Below are 15,771 nucleotides of genomic sequence, written 5' to 3'. Positions count from 1 at the left end.
CGATCCCGTCGAGCTTGGCGTTCAGACGCTCCAGACCTCCTTGGCCAGGGTCCGGTGCAACATGCTGGTGAATTCGGACGCCCGGTAGGGCTGCCGGAGGATGCCGGCCAGCCCCTGGATGGCCAGGGTCCGGTCCGGGACCTCGAAGTGTCCGCCGAGGACCACCGGGACCTCGCGGTCGATGGCGCGCATCGCCCTGAAGGCCCGCTTCCCGCCGAGGGCCGGCATGGCGAAGCCCATGAGGACGAGGACCAGATCCCGGTGATGCTGCCGGAAGAGCGCGATGGCCTCCATGCCCCCTCCCGCCTCGAGGACGGAGAAGCCCAGATCCTCGGCCAGCGTCCGCACCCCCCGCAGCGCCTCGGGATCCTCGTCCACCATGAGGATGGCGCCGGAGCCCCGCTCCTGGACCCGGACCTCCAGGTCCTTGGCCGTCCGCGCCTCGGTCATGGCGGGCAGGTAGATCTTGAAGGAGGAGCCGCATCCGGGCCGGCTCCGGACGGTGAGCCCCCCGCCGTGGCTCCGGATGATCCCGATCACCGCGGCCAGGCCCAGGCCCCGACCGGTGAACTTGGTCGAGAAGAAAGGCTCGAAGATCCGGGCCAGGACCTCGGGGGCCATGCCCGCGCCCGAATCGGTCACCTCCAGGGTGGCGAAGCGGCCCGGGGCCGCCGGGAGCACCCAGTCCGGGGACTCCCCCCGGGCCTCCGGCAGCGCCTCCGACTGGGTCCGGACGGCGATGTGTCCGGGGGCGCCCTCAAAGGATTCGCTGGCGTTGGTGATGAGGTTCAGCAGGACCTGGAAGATCTGGGTGGCGTCCCCCTTCACGAAGGGCAGGCGTTCGGACAGATCGAACGCCAGGGTGACCGAACTCGGGATGGAAGCCTGGAGCAGGAGGCTGATCTCCTTGACCACCACGCCGAGGTCCACCTCGGCCAGGTCCTGGTGCCCCTTGCCCACGTAGGCCAGGAGCTGGCGCGTGAGGTCGGCGGCCCGGTGGGCGGTCTTCTCGATCACCGCGAAGTAGGGGGCCGCGTTGCCGTGCTCCTCCACCGCGGTGGCGCCCATGCTGGCATTGCCCAGGATCGCGGTGAGGAGGTTGTTGAAGTCGTGGGCGACCCCGCCCGCCAGGACACCCAGGGATTCCTGCTTCTGGACCTCCTGGAGCTGGCGCTCCATCCTGCTCAGGCGGGCGATCTCGGCGGTGGCGCGGTCGGCCTCCTCGGCCATGGACTGGGCCTTGACGGCCGCGATGACGAGGCATTCGTTCGCCTCCTGCAGCTGGGCGCGGGTCGTGCCGATGGCCTGGGCCACCGGCGCCACGGACCGGAGCCGGGACGCGAGGCGCCGGTCCACCTGGGCCAGGCGCCGGGGCAGAGCTCCGGGGCGACTGGCCCGGCGCCTGGAGCCGGCGTGGCGGGTGCGGGCCATCCCGGAGCCCTCCGGCCGGCCCCTCAGGGCCCTTGGAGCCGCCGGGACGGGCAGGTCGTCCGGGTGGGCCATGTCCGGCGCGAAGACCTGGACATTGTTGCGCCCCAGGGCTTTCGCGCGGTACATGGCGGCGTCCGCATGCCTGACGACGGCCTCGAGATCCTGGCCGTCGTCGGGATACCGGCTGATCCCGATGCTCAGGGTCACGGGGACCGGCCGCCCATCGATCATCTGGGGCCGGGCCATCGCGGCCAGGAACTTCCGGGCGATGAGGGCGGCGTCATCGAGGGCCTCCACCTCCGGCAGCAGGACGACGAACTCGTCGCCCCCCTGGCGGCAGAGGGTGTCGGAGGCCCGCAGGCAGGCCAGCAGGCGCTGGGCCACGGACTGCAGCACCTGATCGCCCAGGGTGTGCCCCAGGGTGTCGTTGATGAGCTTGAAGTTGTCGATGTCGAGGTACATGAGCGCCAAGCTCTTGCCGTTGCGCCGGGCCAGCGAGATGGCCTGGGTGAGGCGGTCGGTGAGCAGGGAGCGGTTGGGCAGCCCCGTCAGGAAATCATGCTCGGCGGCGTACGCGTGCCCGGCGGATTCGCTCTGGGCGGCCTCGGCCTGGCGCTGGGCCTCGACCGTGGCGAGCACGAGGCGCTCGTTGGCGTCCCGGAGGTCCACGCGTGTCGCGGGCATGGGCCCGCGTTCGTAGGCTGTCATGACTCTTTTCCGTTCCAGCATGGCCATTCCGGACCTCCTACCATGGCTCGGGTCCCGTCCCCGGCGGCTCGGGGCCGGTCGCCTTCCTGTGGGCGGGCTGGCCCCCGAGGAGCCCCTCGAACTCGGCCAGGCGCTTGCCGATGATGATGCCGCCGTCCGTGATCTCGTACTGCCGCAGCTGGTCGCTGTGGTCGCTGCCCCGGACCTTCACCACCGCCATCACCCGCCGCAGCCGGCTGCCGATCTCGACGTAGCGCTGGACGATGATCGCGTCCGTGAGGAAGGCGGAGCCGTAGGAGCTGAACCGCAGGTCGGTGAACCGGTCCTCCAGTTCCGCGGTCATCAGCACCGTCACCCCCATGCCTGAAAGCTGGGAGACCATGCGGAACAGGGACTCCTTGAATTCCTCCCGGAACGTCGGCGCCACCGCCAGCTCGAAGCCGGACAGGGAGTCCAGGACGACGCGCCTGGCCTTCAGCCGCCGGATGGCCTCCGCCAGGCGCTGGACGATCTCGTCGATGGAGAGGTCCGGCAGGCGCGTGTTGATGAGGCCGATCTTCCCGGCCCGGACCAGGTCGTCGATGGTGCGGGTCCAGGACTGGCTCGGGGTCTGCTCGAAGGCCACCATCACCCCCGGCTGGCCGAGGCGGACCCCCTCTTCCAGGAAGGCGGTGGCCAGGATGGTCTTCCCGGATCCCGAAGGCCCCGCCACCAGCAGGGAGTACCCCGCCGGGAGCCCCCCGCCCAGCATCTCGTCGAGGCCCGGAACGCCCATCGCCAGGCGGCGCCGGAGGTGCGGACCCGGGTCAGCGGCCTGCAGGGACCCGTCGTCCGCGGAGATCACGGCCGAAGGATAGACCTCGATGCCGGCTTCGGCGATGCGGAAGGAATGGATTCCCGGGCAGGTGGCCTGGCCCCTCATCTTCTGGATCTGGAGCTTGCGGACGATGGAGTTCCGGAGGACGCTCTGGGAGAGCACGAAAATGCCGTCGGCCACGGTCAGGGTGGAGGTGTTCCCGCCCTCGGACGGCGGGTCCCCGATGAGGAAGGACGTGATCTGCCAGCTGCTCAGCTGCATCCCGAGCCGGTGGGCGAATTCGTCCGAATGGGATCCGCCGATGCTGCCGATCAGGGACCGCACGGAATCCATGAACACCAGTCCCGGGGCGTGGTCCAGGACCTCCTGCATGATGCGCGCCAGGACCTTCTGGTAGTCCCCGGTGCCCAGCTCGCCGGCCAGGCTCACGAAGCGTACCGACGTGTTGATCATGGCGGCATCGAAGAAGGCGAACTGCTGCTGGTAGCGCAGCATCTTGAGCGGGGACTCCCCCAGGACCGTGAAGTAGAGCGCGGGGCGGGCCTCGGTGGCTAGGGAGAACATCAGCTGGTGGGCCAGGGTGGTCTTTCCGGTTCCAGGCTGGCCGACGATGAGGTTGAAGGAGAATTCGGGGAGGCCGCCGCCCAGGACGGCATCGAGTCCAGGCACGCCGGTGGGCAGGCGCTTGATGGTCACGTTTCGGGTCATGGGGCGGACTCCTTGGATGCGGGTGGGGACGGGACGCGCCAGACGGGATCCAGCAGCCGCCGGGCCAGGCCCGGCCCCACCAGGGTCTCCAGCAGTTCCGCGAAGGCAGCCAGGAGCTCGACGCTGGCCTCGGCCGCGGCATCCGGATCGCGGGCCGCCAGGCAGTCTGCGAAGGCTTCCGCAGGGAAGGCGCCATCGGGCGCTTCCGGCCCGGCCGCCAGCCATGGGAATTCCCCCTGGGCCAATTGGATGGAGCGCCGGAAGAGGGAATCCACGCCGCGCGGGCCGATGATCGGCGCCAGCTGCGCCACCACCCGGGTCCAGGCGCGAACCGAGGCCGACGCCACGCTCGCGGAATCGGAAGGGGCGCCGGGAGCCACGATGACTCCGCGGACCAACCCACGCAGCGCCTCGGGATCTCGAACCATAGCGTTTGTCTCCACCCCTCCATCGCACGAATTGGGCCATGAATTTAAGTCAAATTATTTCTGTTTTAGGGTTGGAACATGGAGGATTTCCCTCCGGCAGGGGGATCAGAATGGTTGGGTTGATCCTTCAATTGGAACGAACGGGGCCCGGTGGCGATTCCGTCGATTTGAAGGCGGCCATCCATCACCCTGATTGGAAGCCCCGCCCGCCCGGGCCCTTCGGCCTACATCCAGAGGCGTTAACGGATGGCCCGGATTTTGCTCCCCCACCCTGCCACGTCTTCGGGAGGCACGGACCACCATGAGCAGCGGAATCATCGAACCTGGACTGTCCAGCGAAGCGCACAACATCCACCGGGCCCTGGCCAGCCTGCAGGAGGAGCTCGAAGCCATCGACTTCTACCACCAGCGCGTGGACGTGGCCCGGGACGAGTCCCTGAAGGCCATCCTGGCCCACAACCGCGACGACGAGATGGAGCACGCCATGATGCTGCTGGAATGGCTGCGCCGGGCCATGCCCGAATTCGACCCCCAGATGCGCAAGTTCCTGTTCTCCACGGGGGACCTGGTGGCCCTGGCCGCCCGGAAGGCGGAACCCGGGGCCCAGGGGCTCGGGCTGGGACTTGGAACCACGAAGTGATTGGGCGTCCAGCCCGGGAGGGAAATCCATGACCGATCTGTTCAGGCGCGCAATGGCGCCCATCGTCGACAAAGCTTGGGAAGAGATCGACCTCCACTGTTCCCGGATCCTGAAGGGCAACCTGTCGGGACGGAAGGTGGTGGACTTCGTCGGTCCCCTCGGAATGGCCTTCGCGGCCGTGAACCTCGGCCGGCTGACCGCCAGCGGCCCGGCCGCGGGCGAGGTGGCCTGGGGCCTGCACCGCGTCCTGCCCCTCGTGGAGATCCGCGTCCCCTTCACCCTGGGGATCTGGGAACTGGACGACGTGGAGCGCGGCGCGAAGAACCCCGACCTGAAGGCCCTGGGCGAAGCCGCCCGCAAGGCCGCGGCCTTCGAGGAGCAGGCCATCTACCGGGGCTTCCCCGGAGGGTGCATGCTCGGGATGCTGGAAGCCTCCCCCCATCCGCCGGTGCCCCTGCACGCCGACCCCAACCGGCTCACCGAATCCGTGGAAACCGCCCTGCTGGCCATCCAGGAGGCTGAGATCGGCGGCCCCTTCGCCCTGGTGCTCGGCACGGCGCCCTACAAGAGCCTGATGGTGGGCAGCCCCAAGGCCTACCCTCTGCGCCAGCGCGTCGAGGCGATGGTCACCGGGGGCATCCACTGGAGCCCGGCGCTGGAGGGCGGCGCCCTGCTGTCCCGCCGGGGCGGGGACTTCGAACTGACCGTGGGCCAGGACCTGGCCATCGGCTACAAGAACCACGACGCGCGGGAGGTGCACCTCTACCTCACCGAATCCTTCGCCTTCCGGGTCCTGGAACCGGCCGCGGCCGTGGCCCTGGAGCTGGTCGACGGCTAGCTCCGGTTCAGGTTCGCCGAGAAAAAAAGGGGTGTCCAGGGACACCCCTTGGGTTTCAAGCCTCACTCAGCTCTTGCGACTCCCGGCCACCAGCAGGCCGACGCCCGCCAGCACCGCCACCGCGCCCAGGATGGGCTGCAGGGGGACCGTCCGGGTCCGGTCGGCCGTGATCCGGATGGGCCCGGCATCCACCACCTTCTCCCGGCTCGTATAGGAGAAACCCTGGTAGATGAAGACCAAGGCGCCGCCCACGATCAGGATGACGCCGATCAGGCTGGCCGGTTTCATCGGTGGTACCCGCCCCGGCGGCGGGTCTCGTGCGGCCAGTGGGAGCGGGGCAGTTCCCGGCGGGCGCCATCCAGCCTGTCGGAGTAGTACCAGCGGTCGTCCGTGTAGAAGTAATGGTAGCCGCCCTGGGCGTAGTACGAATCGTCACCCAGTTCGACGACGGTCGGAAGGATCGGGACGACCGACAGGCCGCCATCAGGCCGGGCGGTCACCATGCAGCCCGTGACCACCAGGGCCATGGGCACCAGGAAAGCCAGTTTCAGATTCATCGCAGTTCCCCTTGGGACGGGGCGGCACCCGTGCGCTCCCGGCTGGAGCCCCGGTTGGCCGTCCCGGTGGTTGGTAAGGTCCATCCTTTGAAGGCCCTGGCGCGAATCGGAAGGGCCTGCCCAACGGGAGCAATCCCCAGGCCACGATCTAAGCAATCTATTTACATATGTTTATAGCGATCGAGCCGGCCGCTGGAACCAGCGGAGCATCACAATGATCGATCCGTTCACTCAATCCGGAGCAGCGGGCCGTCAGGAAGCGGCCGCCTCCCCCTCGAACTGGAGCCGCACCAGCTTGGCGTAGGTGCCGCCCTGCTCCATGAGGCCGTCGTGGCTGCCCCGCTCCACCAGCTGCCCCTGGTCCATGACCCAGATCTCGTCGGCGTCCTTGATGGTGCTGAGGCGGTGGGCGATGGTGAAGGTGGTCAGGCGGTGGCTCACGCGCTCGATGACCTGCTGGATCTTGTGCTCGGTCTCGCTGTCGATGTTGGCGGTGGCCTCGTCCAGCAGCAGGATCTCGGGCTCCTGGTAGAGCATGCGCGCGAAGGCCACAAGCTGGCGCTCGCCGGCGGAGAGCTTCTGGCCCCGCTCCCCCACCTGGGTCAGGAGGCCCATGGGCAGGCGCCCCACCAGGTCCTCCAGCTGGCTCTGCTCGAGCACCGAGGCCAGGCGCTCGGCGTTGAAGGGCCGGCCCAGCACGATGTTCTCTTCCAGGGTCCCCGAGAAGATGAAGACGTCCTGGAGCACCAGGCCGAAGAGGCCCCGCAGGCGCTTGAGGCCGGCTTCCCGCACGTCCACGCCGTCCACCGTGACGCTGCCCCCGTCCACGTCGTAGAACCGCATGAGCAGGTTGATGAGCGTGGACTTCCCGGCCCCGGTGTGGCCCACCACCGCCACGCGCCGGCCCTTGGGGATGACGCCCGAGAGGTCCCGCACCACCTTGCGGCCCCCGGCCTCGTAGGCGAAGGTGACGCCCTCCAGGCGCACCTCCTTCGTGAAGGCCACCTGCCTGGGCTCGGCCACTTCGCGGATCTCGTCCTGGTTGTCCAGGAGCTTGAAGATGCGCTCGCTGGAGGCCAGGGCGGTCTGCATCACGTTGTAGCGTTCCGCCAGTTCCCGGATGGGCCGGAAGAAGCGCCCCGACTGCTGGATGAAGGCCAGCAGCAGCCCCAGGGTGAGGGTGCCGGCCTTCAGCTTGTAGCCGGAATAGAGGATCAGCGCGGCCAGGGTGCCGTTGGTGATGAACTCCACCACCGGGAAGAACACCGCGTACGCGAAGATCGTGCGCAGGAACGCGTCCAGGTACTTCTGGTTCAGGTCGCCGAACAGCGCGCGGCTCGCGGCCTCCTGGGCGTTCATCTGCACGAGCGACATGCCCGAGAGCTGCTCGGCCAGGTAGGCCTGGATGGCGGCGTAGCGGCCCTGCGTCTCGCGGTAGGCGGCCGACGCGTAGCGGCGGAAGATCTCGGTGGACAGCAGCAGGAGCGGCATGATCCCCACCGCCACCAGGGCCAGCCCCACGTGCTTGCTGAACATCCAGAGAACGATGGCCGTCAGGGAAAGGGCGTCCCCCACGATGGCCACGAAGCCCGACGAGAACATTTCATTGAGGTTCTGAACATCGCTGATGACCCGGGTCATGAGCCGGCCCACGGGGTTTCGGTGGAAGAAGTGGGTGCTGCGCTTCATGAGGTGGCGGAACACCTGCATGCGCAGGTCCAGCATGGCCATCTGGCCCACCCAGGCCAGGAGGCCGTAGCGCACCACCTGCACCACGAAGCCCAGCAGGACGAAGCCCAGGAAGGCGGCCACCAGGGGGCCCGAACCCCGCAGGGTCCCCTGGGCCAGGTGGTGGTCGATCAGGCGCAGCGTGAACTCCGAGGGGAGCACGTCCAGCGCCGCCCCCGCCGCCATGAGCACCAGGAGGGCGCAGAGGCCCGCCCAGTAGGGGCGGAGGTAGCCCACGAGGCGCACCAGCAGGGCCTTGCGCCCGGGTTGCTCCTCGACCTGGTCGGACTGGAAAAAACTACTGGAAGAATCAGCCATGAAACCATTCTTTCATGATTGCTGTCATGCCATCATGTTTGATCCGCATGTGCGGATCTATTCAAATTCCCGGGGAAAGCCCCGAATTCAGGATGGCAGCCATGATGCGATGTGCCGTTTTCATCGATGGTAACAATATCTTCCATTCCGCACGGCAGCTCGGCTTTGAGGTGGACTACAGCCGCCTGCTAGCTCTTCTGGTCGGCAGGGACCGGGAGCTTCTCCGGGCTTTCTTCTACACCGGCGTGGACGAGACCGCGGACCGCCAGCGGGGCTTCCTCCACTGGATGCGCCGCAACGGCTTCCGGGTGGTGCAGAAGCCCGTGAAGCTCGAGCGCGACGGCACCCGCAGGGCGCGCCTGGAAGTGGAGATCACCACGGACATGATGAACTACGCCGACAAGGTGGACCTCATCATCCTGGTGAGCGGCGACGAGGACTTCGCCTACCCCCTCCAGGCCCTGGCCCAGAACGGCGTCCGGGTCGAGGTGGCCGGGTTCAGGTCCGCCATGGCCAACAAGGTCATGGACGTGGCCGACCGCTACATCGAACTGGACCTCCTGGGGGACCGCTTCCGCAAGGAAGCCGGCAGCGACGACGACGCGGACGAATACCGGGAAAAGCTCTAGATGCGCCCAATCCTCCTCTCCTGCCTGACCCTCGTCCTCGCGGGCCAGAGCCCGGAGGAGCGCATGCGCCGGGACCTGACGTTCCTGGCCTCCCCGGCCCTGGACGGGCGCGGCAACGGCACCCCCTCCCTGGACGCCGCCGCGGAGTACGTGGCCGCAAGCTACCGCAGCCTCGGGCTCAGCCCCGAGGTGCAGCGCTTCCCCTTCGTGGCGCGGATCCGGCGCGCCGAGAGCCTGGCGGCCCTGGGCGGCAGGCCCCTGGCCTGGGGCAAGGACATCGAGGCCGTGGGCTTTTCCGGCGACGGCGCCCTGAAGGACCTGCCCCTGCGCTTCGCGGGCTACGGCATGAAGGCCGGCGACTACGACGACCTGGGCGGCCTGAAGGGCCAGGGCGCCGTGATCTTCCGCAAGGTCCCCGACCTGCCGGTGTTCAAGACGGCCCGGCGCATGGAGACGTCGCTCCCCGTGCGCATCCAGAAGCTCCAGGCCGCCGGCGCCGTCCTCGTCATCATCGCGGAGGAGGGGGACGCCCCCGCGCCCCTCCAGAAGGAGGAGGGCCCCAATGCCGTCGGCGTGCCCGTGGTGAGCGTGCCCATGGCGGCCTTCGCCGGCGTGCTGGACCTGCCCGCCCTCAAGGCCCGCATCGCCCAGACCGGAAGGGCCCAGGAGGCCCCGGTCCCCGCGGCCCGCTTCGACCTGACCCTCAGGCTCGCCCGCGAGGAGGCCCAGGTGCCCAACCTCACCGTGCGCCTCCCGGGCACGGACCCCGCGCTCAAGGACGAGTACATCGCCGTGGGCGCCCACATGGACCACCTCGGCCACGGCGAGCGCCACAGCATGGGGGGCTCCGCCGCCCGCGGCCAGGTGCATCCCGGCGCCGACGACAACGCCTCCGGCACGGCCATGGTCATGGAGCTGGCCCGCCACTTCAAGGCCCATCCCGCCCCGCGCCCCATCGTCTTCCTGCACTTCGGGGGCGAGGAGGAGGGCCTGCTGGGCTCGGCCGAGTGGATCAAGCGCCCCGCGGTGCCGCTGGCTTCCGTGAAGTTCATGGTCAACCTGGACATGGTGGGGCGCCTGGATCCCGTGAACCCGACCCTCAACATCGCGGGCCTGGGCGCGCCCAAGGCCGCCGTCGCCCGGGCCGGGACCCACGCCCCCCAGGGCGTGAAGCTGGGCGGCGACACCGGGGTGGCCGTGGGCGGCTCGGACCATATGTCCTTCTCCGCCGCGAAGATCCCCACGTTCTTCTTCTTCACCGGCCTCCACGGCGACTACCACCGGCCCACGGACACCTCCGACCGCATCAACTACCCGGCCATGGCCCAGGTGGAGACGATGGTGGAGAAGGTCGTCGGGGACCTGGCCGCCGGTCCCGTGCCCGCCTTCGACCCCGAGACCGCCAAACTGGCTTCGGGCGGCGAGCGCAACGCGCTGGCGGTGTATTTCGGCATCCTCCCGGACTTCGCGGAATGCCCGGACGGCTTCCGCATCGGCGGCACCATGGCCGGCACCACGTCGGAGGCCGTGGGCCTCAAGGCCGGCGACATCATCGTGAAGTTCGGCGACGTGACCGTGAAGAACATCTACGACTACATGGCGGCCCTCGGGACGTACAAGCCCGGCCAGAAGGCCGTGGTCAAATGGCTGCGCGCGGGCGCGGAAATGCAGGCCGAGGCCTCGCTGAAAGGCCGCTGAATGGAGATCGCCCTGCCGGACGGCTTCCCCACCCGCGTCTTCGTGGAGGAGAAACCCGCCCCGGGACTGCTTCCTTCCGGCGCCTGGACCCTGGTGGGCGACGAGGCCGTGCGCGCCTCCTGGCGCGAGGCCGGCATGCCGGAGCCTCCGGGCGCGCTGTGGGTCCCCGTCTCCGAGGCCGGCAAGCGCCTGGCCGCCCTCATCCCCTGGCTGGAGGCCTGGGCCGCCATCCCCCTGGACCGGCAGTCCACCGTGGTGGCGGTGGGCGGGGGCGTCCTCACGGACATGGCGGGCCTGGGGGCGGCCCTCTACATGCGGGGCATCGCCTGGCAGGCCTGGCCGACCACCCTCCTGGCCCAGGTGGACGCGGGCCTGGGCGGAAAGACCGCCTGCGACCTGGAGGCCGGCAAGAACCTGGCCGGCGCCTTCCATCCCCCCTCCCGGTTCGTGGCCTGCCGGTCCTTCCTGGAGACCCTGCCCGTGCGCCAGCTTGAATCCGGGGCCTGGGAGCTCTTCAAGATGGCCCTGGTGGAGGGCGACCTGGCCTGGGCGGAGGACCTCCTCGCCCCCGGCGTGCCCTCCCCGGAATCCCTGCTCCGGGCCCTGCGGGCCAAGGCCTGGATCGTCCACCGCGACCCGAGGGAGGCCGGGGAGCGCCGCCTCCTGAACCTGGGGCACACCCTGGGCCACGCCCTGGAGGCCGCCTCGGGCTACCGGCTCCTGCACGGCGAGGCCGTGGGTCTGGGCACCCTGGCGGCCTGCGCCCTGGCGGACCAGGAGGGCCTGGGGCCCTTCCCGCCTGCGTTCCTGGCGCGCGCAGCCTCCCGCATGAGGCACCTCCTGCCCGCCGTCCCGCCCTGGGAGGCCTGCCTTCCCTTGCTCCGGGTTGACAAAAAGAGCGCGTCCCCGGGGCCCGGCGGCGGATCGGCGATACACTGCATCCTGCCCCGTCCCGGCGCCGCGGCGGAACAGAAGGTGCTCCCCCCCGAAGCCTGGCGCGGCCCCCACGAGCGCATGACCACCCTCCTCATCGACCCCGAGATGCCCACGTGACGAACAAGCTGCTTCCCGCCCTGGCCCTGATGACGCTGATCGGGACCGGCGCTCCCGCCTTCTCCGAGGACGATCCGAGGGCGCTCATGCTCCAGGCCCGGTCCATGCAGCGCCGGGGCGGCGGCGACGACCCCAAGGGCGCGGCCGCGCTCTACCGCAAGGTCATCGCCCTGATGCCCGGGAGCTCCCAGGCCCAGCTCCGGCTTTCCGAGGCCATTCTCGAATCCGGGGACCTGGAGGGCGCCGTCGCCCCCGCGGTCAAGGCCGCCGAGCTGGACCCCCGCAGCGGGGAGGCCGCGGCCCACCTCGCCCTTCTCCGCTACTACCTCAGCCAGGGCAGCCCCGGCGCCCAGGTCCAGGCCGCCCGCGCCCTCAAGAGGGCCACCGCCCTCCTGCCCAACGACGCCGAGATGTGGACGCGCCTGGCGGAGATCGAGGAGAACGAGAAGGACGAGGAGGGCGCCCTTCAGGCCTGGCTCGCCGTGGGCCGGCTGCACCCCTTCCCCAGCTACAAGGGAAAGCTGCTCTACGAGTACGCCTACGAGCGCGCCGTGGAGCTCGCCATGAAGCGCAAGCAGTACGAGGCCCGCCGGGAGGCGGTGCTCGCGCTCTGCTCCCGTCCCAATCCCGACCAGCGGTACCTGCGCATGCTCGAGGAGCTGGCCCGGGACCAGGTGGACGCGGGCTTCCTGGGCCACGCCGAGGAGAGCTTCACGCGCCTGGCCCAGTTCGTGCCGCAGGAGCCCGCCATCTGGGAGAACATCGCCCTGGTGCAGCTGCGCACCTCCCGGTTCGACGTGGCCCTGGCCACCCTGGAGAAGGCCGAGGCCCTCCACACCTCCATGCGGATCTCCTTCAACATCGGCCTCTGCCTCATGAAGGTGGGCCGGCTCCAGGAGGCCGAGGCGAGGTGGAAGGCCCTGCTCCCCTCCATCCAGGAGGCCAAGCCCGAGGATCCCACCCTGGCGCTGCCGGTCAAGGTGCTCTACGCCTCCTGCCTGCTCATGGAAGGCCGCGCGAGGGACCTCCTCGACGTGGTCCGGACCTGGCCGGAGGCCGCCACCAACGCGGAGCTGGCCTCCCTCCAGGCCCAGGCGCTCATCCAGCGCGGCGACTGGAAGCCGGCCCGGAACCTCCTGCGGGAGGGCATCCAGCGGTTCCCCAAGCAGGACCTGTTCAAGAAGGCCTCCCGCATCCCCCCCGGGACCTTCGAGGAGGGGATGATCTTCAAGTCCGAGTCCCGCGGCGCCCTGACCCAGCTCGACCAGGAGGCCATGGCGGTGCTCTGGTCCGAGTTCAACGCCTGGGACAAGTGCCTGGCCGCGGTGCGCGCCGCCCGCAGGACGGGTCCCGTGCGCAACGTCGACCTTCTCCTGCTGGAAGCCAACGCCCTCGAGAGCCTCGGCCAGGATGACCAGGCCATGACCGTGCTGCGCGAGGGCCAGCGGCTGGATCCCGCCAACCCCACCCTCCAGAACAACCTCGGCTACCTCCTCCTGGAGAAGGGCGGCGACCTCACCGAAGCCGCGCGCCTCATCCAGGCGGCCCTGGAGAAGGAACCCGGCAACAGCTCCACCATGGACAGCTGGGGCTGGGCCCTCTACAAGCAGGGCAGGTTCAAGGAGGCCGAGGAGGCGCTGCGCAAGGCCTCGGCCATCAGCCCCTACAGCCCCGAGATCCACAAGCATCTGGGCGAGGCCCTCCTGAAGCTGGACCGCCTCCAGGAAGCCCTGGACGAGTGGGAGCGGGCGCTGGCCTTCGTCTTCCCCGACCGCAAGGGCCTGGAAAAGCAGGTGCTCGATCTGCGGACGCGGGTGGCCCGCAACCGCAGCGCGGCCCTGGCGGAGGCCGGGCCCGTCCCCGAGCCGGACGACGCCGGCGCGGACGACGACGGACCGGATCCGCTATGAGGGGTCTCGTCGCCGCGGCCTGCCTCGCCCTCCCCCTCTGCGCCCAGGCCCCCCCCGTGAAGGCCCAGTACGCCTGGGGCTATGCCAGCCCCGACGGCCAGGGCAAGGGCACCCTCAACGTCCTCCTGGACCCCGCCACCGGCAGGACCATCGTCGAGCTGCAGGGCCTGGGCGAGCGCCTCCTCCTCCTCGAGGGCAACCCCAAGGACGGCTTCCACCTGCAGATCCCCCGCCGGGAGGTGGACCAGAGGGCCCCCTCCCTGGCCGGGCTCAGCCTGCCCTTCCTTCCCAGGCTGGGCAGCCCCGAAGGCCTCTACCAGCTCCTCACCAAGGGCGAGGCCGCCGGCGTGAAGGTCACCAGCAGGGACAAGGACGGCCCGGTGAAGATGCGCTACCAGGGCGTGGACGAGAACGGCAAGGAGCTGACGGTATGGCTCACGCGCACCCGTTGGGAGCGCGGCTAGTGTAGGCCGCCAGAAGAACAGGTAACACCTTGTCCCCCCCCTTCGCCTCGGGTCCAGTTCAGGGCTTGGTGTTGACGAGTCGCTTGGTGCCCCCGTCCTTGAGGGGCCAGTTATGAAAATTGATCAGCAGGCCCACTTCGAAATTTGCAAAGTGGAGGCAACTATTCAGTTGGGCGAAGTCGGCATCCGAAAACTTCGCAATGGCCTTCGCCTCGACGACCACCTTGTGGTCCACCACGATATCCATGATGTAGGCATTCTCGACGCACAATTCCTTGTAGGTGATGTCGAGGTGAACCTCGCGTAGGGCCTCGTGTCCGGCCAACCTGAGTTCATGGGCGAGGCAAGCCTTGTAGGCATTTTCCAGGAGTCCAGGCCCCAGAACTATCTGCACCCTGATGGCAGCGAGGATGATGGCTTCGGTGATATCTCGATGGGGATAGTTGTCGCCCCAATCTTCGCCCCAATGCCGACCCATGACTTCCTCCTTCGGGTCAGGAGTGCGCTCAATCACGCCGGGACGTTCAGGCCAGAATTCTTTCCTCGGTATCCTCGGCCTCCTCGGCGCCTCGGCGATGGGCTTTTCGACGGGTGCTTCGGCGCATGTAATCTTTGCGCCGACTGATACTTGAGAAAGCCATCGCCGAGGCGCCGAGGAGGCCGAGGATACCGAGGAAAAGAAAAAGGCAGGTTCGCCGTCAACCCTTGGCAGAGGCCGTCCGAATGGCCGCGAGGGCCTGCCGTGCTCGTGTCACCTTGGCGAGGATATCGTTCGGGGACGCGGTCCAAACAAATGGTTTCGGAGCGGCATTGTGTCTCGCGATATAGGTGTGGATCGCTGCTTCGAGTTCCGGGACGGATCTGAAAATACCCCTTCGGATGCGGTTCTCCGTGATGTCCCGGAAAAATCGCTCCACCATGTTCAACCACGATGAACTGGTGGGGGTGAAGTGAACGTGGACCCTCGAATGGCCTTTCAACCAGCTTTTGACCGCCGGATGTTTGTGGGTGGCGTAGTTGTCGCAAATGATGTGCAGAGCGAGTCGCTTCGACGTACCCCGCTCAAGCCGCTTGAGGAACTTCAGCCACTCCTCATGGCGATGACGTGGCATCGTGGCCGAGATCACCGTACCATCCAGCGTGTTCATGGCCGCAAAGAGGGTGGTCGTTCCATTGCGCTTGTAGTCGTGCGTCATGGTGCCGCAGCGACCCTTCTTCATCGGTAGGCCAGGCTGAGTCCGGTCCAGGGCCTGAATCTGGCTCTTCTCATCTACGCTCAGCACGATGACATGCTCCGGAGGGTCCAGATACAGGGCCACGATGTCCACCAACTTCTCTTCGAAATGAGGATCGTTGCTTAACTTGAAACCAACGGTGCGGTGCGGCTTGAGGCCATTCTGACGCCAAATGCGTCCCACCGTGCTCTCGCTCACCCCGGTGGCCTGCGCCATGGAGGCCCGGCTCCAGTGCGTGGCATTGACGGGCTGTTCCTGCGTCGTCTTATGGAGCACCTCTTGCCCCTTCAAAGCAATCACCCAAGACTTCCGGCCTCGACCTGGGCGTTCCCTCTCGAGGCCATCGAAGCCCGCTTCCTCCCATCGCTTGAGGCATTGCCAAGCAGTCCGATGATCACAGCCCAAAGCCTGGCCGATGTCACGAAAGGACTCGCCAGAAGCTCGATGAAGAACAATCTTGGCCCGCAGGACGCTGCGCGCAGGCAAGGTCCGGCTCCGCGCCATTTCCTCAAGGCGTCTGAATTGCTCCACAGTTAGATCAACTCGCCCCACTTGCGCCAAAGTTCTCACCTGCCGCTTGGATGCGACGAGCTGTATTGGCGTTACAGG

15 protein-coding genes are annotated in these 15,771 nt (G+C 68.4%); 7 read left to right on the top strand and 8 right to left on the bottom strand.

What is annotated here, in order from left to right; translation table 11 throughout:
• Positions 1-21: 21 nt before the first annotated feature.
• From RAH40_RS00650 to RAH40_RS00640, 3 genes are read right to left on the bottom strand one after another with little or no spacing between them, the layout of a single operon-like run.
• The gene (locus RAH40_RS00650; protein WP_306600111.1) at positions 22-2,139 is read right to left on the bottom strand and encodes a diguanylate cyclase domain-containing protein; all 2,118 of its coding nucleotides are present in this window, start codon (positions 2,137-2,139) and stop codon (positions 22-24) included.
• A 37-nt stretch (positions 2,140-2,176) separates the two neighbouring features.
• Positions 2,177-3,664 carry an ATPase domain-containing protein gene (locus tag RAH40_RS00645; RefSeq protein WP_306600110.1) on the bottom strand — a complete coding sequence of 496 codons (1,488 nt, stop codon included), beginning with the start codon at positions 3,662-3,664 and terminating at the stop codon, positions 2,177-2,179.
• Positions 3,661-4,044 carry a hypothetical protein gene (locus tag RAH40_RS00640; protein WP_306600109.1) on the bottom strand — a complete coding sequence of 128 codons (384 nt, stop codon included), beginning with the start codon at positions 4,042-4,044 and terminating at the stop codon, positions 3,661-3,663. Before RAH40_RS00640 ends, RAH40_RS00645 begins: the two co-directional genes overlap by 4 nt.
• Before the next feature lie 349 nt (positions 4,045-4,393).
• Here RAH40_RS00640 and RAH40_RS00635 point away from each other — a divergent pair, with 349 nt between their 5' ends.
• Both RAH40_RS00635 and RAH40_RS00630 read left to right on the top strand, forming a co-directional pair.
• Positions 4,394-4,732, top strand: coding sequence for a hypothetical protein (locus RAH40_RS00635; RefSeq protein WP_306600108.1), 339 nt, complete (start codon positions 4,394-4,396; stop codon positions 4,730-4,732).
• Between the two features lie 28 nt (positions 4,733-4,760).
• A complete protein-coding gene (locus RAH40_RS00630) occupies positions 4,761-5,570 on the top strand; it encodes a family 1 encapsulin nanocompartment shell protein (RefSeq protein ID WP_306600107.1) in 810 nt (269 codons plus the stop codon).
• A 66-nt stretch (positions 5,571-5,636) separates the two neighbouring features.
• On the opposite strand, the gene RAH40_RS00625 is transcribed toward RAH40_RS00630, so the two are convergent.
• The 3 genes from RAH40_RS00625 to RAH40_RS00615 all read right to left on the bottom strand — a co-directional run bounded on the left by RAH40_RS00625 (position 5,637) and on the right by RAH40_RS00615 (position 8,173).
• A complete protein-coding gene (locus tag RAH40_RS00625) occupies positions 5,637-5,858 on the bottom strand; it encodes a hypothetical protein (protein WP_306600106.1) in 222 nt (73 codons plus the stop codon).
• On the bottom strand, positions 5,855-6,127 hold the full coding sequence (locus tag RAH40_RS00620; protein ID WP_306600105.1) for a hypothetical protein: 273 nt from the start codon (positions 6,125-6,127) through the stop codon (positions 5,855-5,857). The genes RAH40_RS00625 and RAH40_RS00620 overlap by 4 nt, the downstream gene beginning before the upstream one ends.
• A 252-nt stretch (positions 6,128-6,379) precedes the next feature.
• Positions 6,380-8,173 carry an ABC transporter ATP-binding protein gene (locus RAH40_RS00615; protein ID WP_306600103.1) on the bottom strand — a complete coding sequence of 598 codons (1,794 nt, stop codon included), beginning with the start codon at positions 8,171-8,173 and terminating at the stop codon, positions 6,380-6,382.
• A gap of 101 nt (positions 8,174-8,274) precedes the next feature.
• Between RAH40_RS00615 and RAH40_RS00610 the strand changes: the two genes are divergently transcribed.
• Genes RAH40_RS00610 through RAH40_RS00590 form a run of 5 tightly spaced genes read left to right on the top strand, consistent with a single transcriptional unit; the run spans position 8,275 to position 13,927 of the window.
• Positions 8,275-8,802, top strand: coding sequence for an NYN domain-containing protein (locus RAH40_RS00610; protein ID WP_306600102.1), 528 nt, complete (start codon positions 8,275-8,277; stop codon positions 8,800-8,802).
• On the top strand, positions 8,803-10,500 hold the full coding sequence (locus RAH40_RS00605; protein WP_306600101.1) for a M28 family peptidase: 1,698 nt from the start codon (positions 8,803-8,805) through the stop codon (positions 10,498-10,500). It begins immediately after the preceding gene.
• Positions 10,501-11,553: a 3-dehydroquinate synthase family protein gene (locus RAH40_RS00600; protein ID WP_306600100.1), complete on the top strand. Its 1,053-nt coding sequence runs from the start codon at positions 10,501-10,503 to the stop codon at positions 11,551-11,553.
• A complete protein-coding gene (locus tag RAH40_RS00595; protein WP_306600099.1) occupies positions 11,550-13,463 on the top strand; it encodes a tetratricopeptide repeat protein in 1,914 nt (637 codons plus the stop codon). Before RAH40_RS00600 ends, RAH40_RS00595 begins: the two co-directional genes overlap by 4 nt.
• Entirely contained in the window at positions 13,460-13,927 is a 468-nt protein-coding gene (locus RAH40_RS00590) for a hypothetical protein (protein WP_306600098.1), read from the top strand. The genes RAH40_RS00595 and RAH40_RS00590 overlap by 4 nt, the downstream gene beginning before the upstream one ends.
• Before the next feature lie 58 nt (positions 13,928-13,985).
• Here RAH40_RS00590 and RAH40_RS00585 read toward each other — a convergent pair whose 3' ends face one another.
• On the bottom strand, positions 13,986-14,405 hold the full coding sequence (locus tag RAH40_RS00585; protein ID WP_306600097.1) for a GxxExxY protein: 420 nt from the start codon (positions 14,403-14,405) through the stop codon (positions 13,986-13,988).
• Positions 14,406-14,625: 220 nt separating this feature from the next.
• Positions 14,626-15,666 (bottom strand): IS630 family transposase, encoded by a 1,041-nt coding sequence (locus tag RAH40_RS00580; protein WP_306600096.1) that lies wholly within the window; start codon positions 15,664-15,666, stop codon positions 14,626-14,628.
• Positions 15,667-15,771: the final 105 nt, after the last annotated feature.

This window comes from Geothrix sp. 21YS21S-2, from assembly GCF_030846775.1.
Classification (GTDB): domain Bacteria; phylum Acidobacteriota; class Holophagae; order Holophagales; family Holophagaceae; genus Mesoterricola.
This window is presented reverse-complemented; position numbering and strand designations above follow the sequence as displayed.